This is a genomic window from Streptomyces sindenensis (assembly GCF_014649035.1).
Taxonomy (GTDB): Bacteria; Actinomycetota; Actinomycetes; order Streptomycetales; family Streptomycetaceae; genus Streptomyces; species Streptomyces sindenensis.
In genome coordinates this window covers 1-4527 of the sequence record NZ_BMSG01000070.1, presented here as the reverse complement: position 1 = coordinate 4527, position 4527 = coordinate 1, and the positions used below count along the sequence as shown (strand labels likewise).

The window sequence follows — 4527 nt, the reverse complement described above, 5'->3', positions numbered from 1 at the left end:
CTCGCCGCAGCCCTCACCTGCTACAAGCGACTCGCGAAGCTCGCCACGTGAGACACCGTCTAATAGTCGGCTGTCAGGAAGCCAGGAGCGGAACCCGCTCCGGCATTTCGCTCCAGACCTGACCCTCGAGTTCGCGACCGCCTGCCTTAGGGGTGCGGCCGCCCCACTGCTTGAAGAAGAAGGGGACTCCGGCTGCACTGCACAGGTCGCGGATGTCGATCAACCAATCCTCCTCAACTGGACGATGGCCCGGTCCAGACTCTCCTCCAGCGATCACCCACCCGATGCCATCGAGATTCAACCCAGTGAGCGACCCCAGAAGAGGCTCGCACGACAGGAACCGGACGGCCGCCGGCACCGCCCGCAGGTCGTCTACGCGATTGAGCTGATCTCCGTTCTCGACGGACACACCCATCCATAGGTTGGAGGGCCAGTCCAGCTGATCTGCGACCCGGCGCAGGCGGAGACTCCGCTTGGTCAGCATCTGGTACGTGTGCTGGGGAGTCGAGGCGATCACCTCGAAGACCTCCCGCACGAAGTCCAGCGGCACCCGGGCATGGAAGAGGTCGCTCATCGAGTTCACGAATACCATGCGTGGCGCCCTCCACTGCCGGGGAATCTTGAGGGCGTCGGGGTGGATGGTCAGCCCGAAGCCCGGTCCAGACGTTCGGGGATCGCCGTCATTCTGATACTTCGGGGCGCCCATTAACTTCAACCGGCGAGATAGCGTCAGCGCGTAGCAGTTGTCGCACCCCGGCGTAACTCGGTCACACCCTGTCGTCGGGTTCCAGGTGGCCTCGGTCCACTCAATGGAGCTTCGATCACTCATGCCTGCACTCCTTGGGTGAAGCGGCGAGCGGCACCTCACGTGCGCAACGGGCGCTTCGATGACTTGCATAACGAGCGGCGCACCGAACTGGCACGCGACGCGCCCATCATTCACGTACGGCGGGCGCCTCGCATAGTGGTTCAACCTCAGTGACTGTCCGAAAATGCAGCCCTGCAGAAGGAGTTGCGAAGCCCGGTGAGGGCTTCGCGTTCGCGGGTGAAGGAGAGCTTACTGGTGAGGAGGACGGCCCAGCGCTGCTGCTTGGGGCTGATCCACATGCCGGTGCCGGTGAAGCCGTAGTGGACCCAGACGTCCTCGCGCAGCTTGGTTCCGGGAGCGGGGTGCCAGAAGAGGCCCCGGCCAGGAGTGAGTTCGTCGGTGCGGATGCGGAGGGAGCCGGCGATCCAGGTTGGGCCGAGGGCGGCCGTGTCGGGGCGAGCATGTGCTGGAGGAAGCGGCTCAGGTCGGTGAGGGTGGTAAAGGTGCCGGCGATGCCGCAGGTGCCGCCGAGAAGGCGGGCTGAGAAGTCGTGAGCGGTGCCCTTGAGGTGGATGCCGGTTGCCTCGTCGAGTTCGGTGGGGGCGCAGCGGGCGGTCATATCAGCGGGCAGGGGGCCGAAGCGGGTCTCAGTCATGCCGAGGGGAGCCCAGATCCGGCTTGCGGCCAGGTCGTCGAGAGGTCGGTCGGAGAGGTACTCGGCCAGGTAGCCGAGGATCAGGGCGGCTCGGTCGGTGTACTCGACTGCCTCACTGGGGGCGCGATGGAGGGTCTCGTGGAGGACGCCGTCGCGGATGTCCTGGGGGGTCGGTGCCGTACAGGTTCTTGAGGTTGGCGTGCAGGGCCAGGCCGACGGTGTGGGTCAGGAGCTCGTGGGTGGCCGGTGCCCTCAGGCCGGAAGGTGCCGAGCGGGGTGTGGAGCTGGAGCTTGCCCTCGTCGACGAGGGTGCCGATGACGGCCCACACAGCGACGATCTTTGTGAGGCTGGCGATGTCGAAGACGGTGGCGAGCCGCATCGGCTCGTCGGGGCGGGCCGGGTTGAGGCTGCGAGTGACGATGTGACGCCGAGGGCTGGTGACGCTCGATGCGGGGCCAGCCGGACCGTGCGGATCAGATGTTCCGGAAGAGACCGGACCACCCAGCGCTACGCCCCCCTGCAGCCGGACGCGCACAAGGCCGTCCTCGGGGCCTGGGAGCGTACGCAAACCCTGCTCACGATCGCCGCGTAGACGTTGCGTCAGGCGGGCCCGCTCGTCACCGCCTCCATCCCTGTCGGCGACCACCCGCAGCGGGTCCGCCTCGGCCACGTCCCTGCGGACTGGACAGGCCCCATCACGAGCTGAGACGCACGGGGCCCCGAGCCTCTTGCCGCTCCGGCCCGGGCTCGGCGCGTCGAATCCGACGGTGGGCCGGGAGCGGTTCCCCCGGGTCCCGGCCCGGGCCGCGAAGCACTTCGGGCGGTGATCGGGCCTGCGAACGGTCCTCTGCCAGGGCTGTCAGGGGAGGACCTTGGCTGGAGCTCCCGCGCGGCGGTGGCCGCCCCGTGTTCAGCCGTAGTAGGCCGTGCGCATCAGCTCCCGCATGTCGTCCAGCATCGGCATGCGGGGGTTGGCCGGTGCGCACTGGTCCTCGTAGGCGTTGACGGCCTGCTGCGGAAGCGCGTCCAGGAAGGTCCGTTCGTCGATCCCCAGCGCCTTGAACGTCGGCTCGATGCCGACGGCGTCGCGCAGGCGCTCGACGGCCGCGGCGAGGGACTCCACCCCCTCGGCCGGGGTTGTGGCGGGCAGCCCCAGGGCGCGGGCGATGTCCTGGAAGCGTTCGGGAGCGCGGTAGTCCTCGTACTTGGGCCAGCCGGTCAGCTTCGTCGGGATGGTGCCGTTGTAGCGGATGACGTGGGGAAGCAGCACGGCGTTGGTGCGCCCGTGCGCGATGTGAAAGGTCGCGCCGAGCGTGTGGGACATGGCGTGGACGATGCCGAGAAAGGCGTTCCCGAAGGCCATGCCGGCGATGGTGCCGGCGTTGTGCATCTTCTCCCGGGCCTCCGGGGCGCCCTCGCGGTCGGTGACCGCTGCCTCCAGGTGGTCGAAGACCAGGCGGATGGCGTGCAGCGCCAGGCCGTCGGTGAAGTCGTTGGCGTAGACGGACGCGTACGCCTCGATGGCGTGCGTGAGGGCGTCGAAGCCGCTGTCGGCAGCGAGGGCAGGGGGCAGGGCCGTGGTGAGCAGGGGGTCGATGACGGCCACGCTGGGCGTGAGCGCGTAGTCGGCCAGGGGGTACTTCTTGCCGGTGGCGGGGTCGGAGATGACGGCGAAGGGGGTGACCTCGGCACCGGTGCCGGAGGTGGTGGGCACGCAGACCAGACGGGCCAGTTTGCCCAGGGCGGGGAAGCGGAAGGCTCGCTTGCGGATGTCGGAGAATTTCTGCCGCATGTCCGCGAAGTCGATGCCGGGCTGCTCGTACAGCAGCCACATGACCTTGGCCGCGTCCATGGGGGAACCACCGCCGAGCGCGATGATCGTGTCGGGGCGGAAGTCCCGCATGAGGTCGGCGCCGTGCTGGACCGAATCGATGCTGGGTTCGGGCTGGACGTTGTCGATGATCTGAAGGGTGACCGGTTCCCGGCGCTGCTGCAGGACGCGGCTGATCCGGTCGACGAAGCCGAGGCGGGTCATGGTGGCGTCGGTGACGACGGTGACGCGGTGGACGTCGGGCATGGAGGTCAGGTAGCGGATGGCCTGCGGTTCGAAGTAGATCTTCGGTGGGACCTTGAACCACTGGAGGTTGTTGCGGCGGGCGGAGACCCGCTTGACGTTCAGCAGTTGGGCGGCGGAGACGTTGTTGGAGACCGAGGTGCTGCCCCAGGAGCCGCAGCCCAAGGTGAGTGACGGCAGCAATCCGTTGTAGATGCCGCCGATCGCGCCCTGGGAGGAGGGGGAGTTGACGATGATCCGCGCGGTCTTCATCCGCATGCCGTACGCCTCGGCCACAGCCGCGTCCTCGGTGTGGATGACGGCGCTGTGGCCCTGGCCGTGGAAGGCGACCATGTCGGCGGCCAGGCCGAAGCCATGACGTTCGTCCTCGGCGCGCAGCACGGCGAGGACCGGGCAGAGCTTCTCGCGGGTCAACGGCTCGTCGGGACCGACGCGTTCGGCCTCGACGAGGATGACCGAGGTGTTCTCCGGCACCGAGAACCCGGCCCGCTCGGCTATCCACGCGGGGCTCTGTCCGACGGCGGCGGCGTTGACCTTGGGCTCGCAGCCGGCCCCCGAACCGCCGGTGGCGGGGAACAGGAACGTCTCCAGCTTCGCCTTCTCCTGCGGGGTGGCCAGATGGGCGTGCAGGGTGCGGAACTCGGCGAGCGCCGCGTCGTGGATCGCCGCGTCCAGGATGACGGCCTGTTCGGAGGCGCAGATCATGCCGTTGTCGAAGGACTTGGACAGCACCAGGTCGTTGACGGCCCTGCGCAGCTTGGCGCTGCGGTGGACGTAGGCGGGGACGTTCCCGGCGCCGACGCCGAGTGCGGGCTTGCCGGCCGAGTAGGCGGCCTTGACCATGGCGTTGCCGCCGGTGGCGAGGATCAGGGAGACTCCGGGGTGCCGCATCAGCATGGTGGTCGCCTCGACGGACGGGGCCTCGATCCACTGAGCTTCTTCAGCGTTGCCGCTCCAGTGTGAGGACAGCTTTGGCGATTGACGTCATG

At 68.3% G+C, this 4527-nt stretch carries 1 protein-coding gene and 2 pseudogenes; all 3 read right to left on the bottom strand.

What is annotated here, in order from left to right; translation table 11 throughout:
- Positions 1–73 precede the first annotated feature (73 nt).
- The gene (locus tag IE145_RS33015; RefSeq protein ID WP_189529101.1) at positions 74–829 is read right to left on the bottom strand and encodes a DUF5131 family protein; all 756 of its coding nucleotides are present in this window, start codon (positions 827–829) and stop codon (positions 74–76) included.
- Between the two features lie 146 nt (positions 830–975).
- Positions 976–1969, bottom strand: a pseudogene (locus tag IE145_RS33010) (serine hydrolase domain-containing protein).
- Between the two features lie 405 nt (positions 1970–2374).
- Positions 2375–4471, bottom strand: a pseudogene (gene adhE / locus IE145_RS33005) (bifunctional acetaldehyde-CoA/alcohol dehydrogenase); the annotation flags it as partial.
- Positions 4472–4527 lie beyond the last annotated feature (56 nt).

Bases quoted from the DNA above. Each gene is read 5' to 3' on its own strand.
- IE145_RS33015 (WP_189529101.1), bottom strand. From the start codon at position 829: ATGAGTGATCGAAGCTCCATTGAGTGGACCGAGGCCACCTGGAACCCG.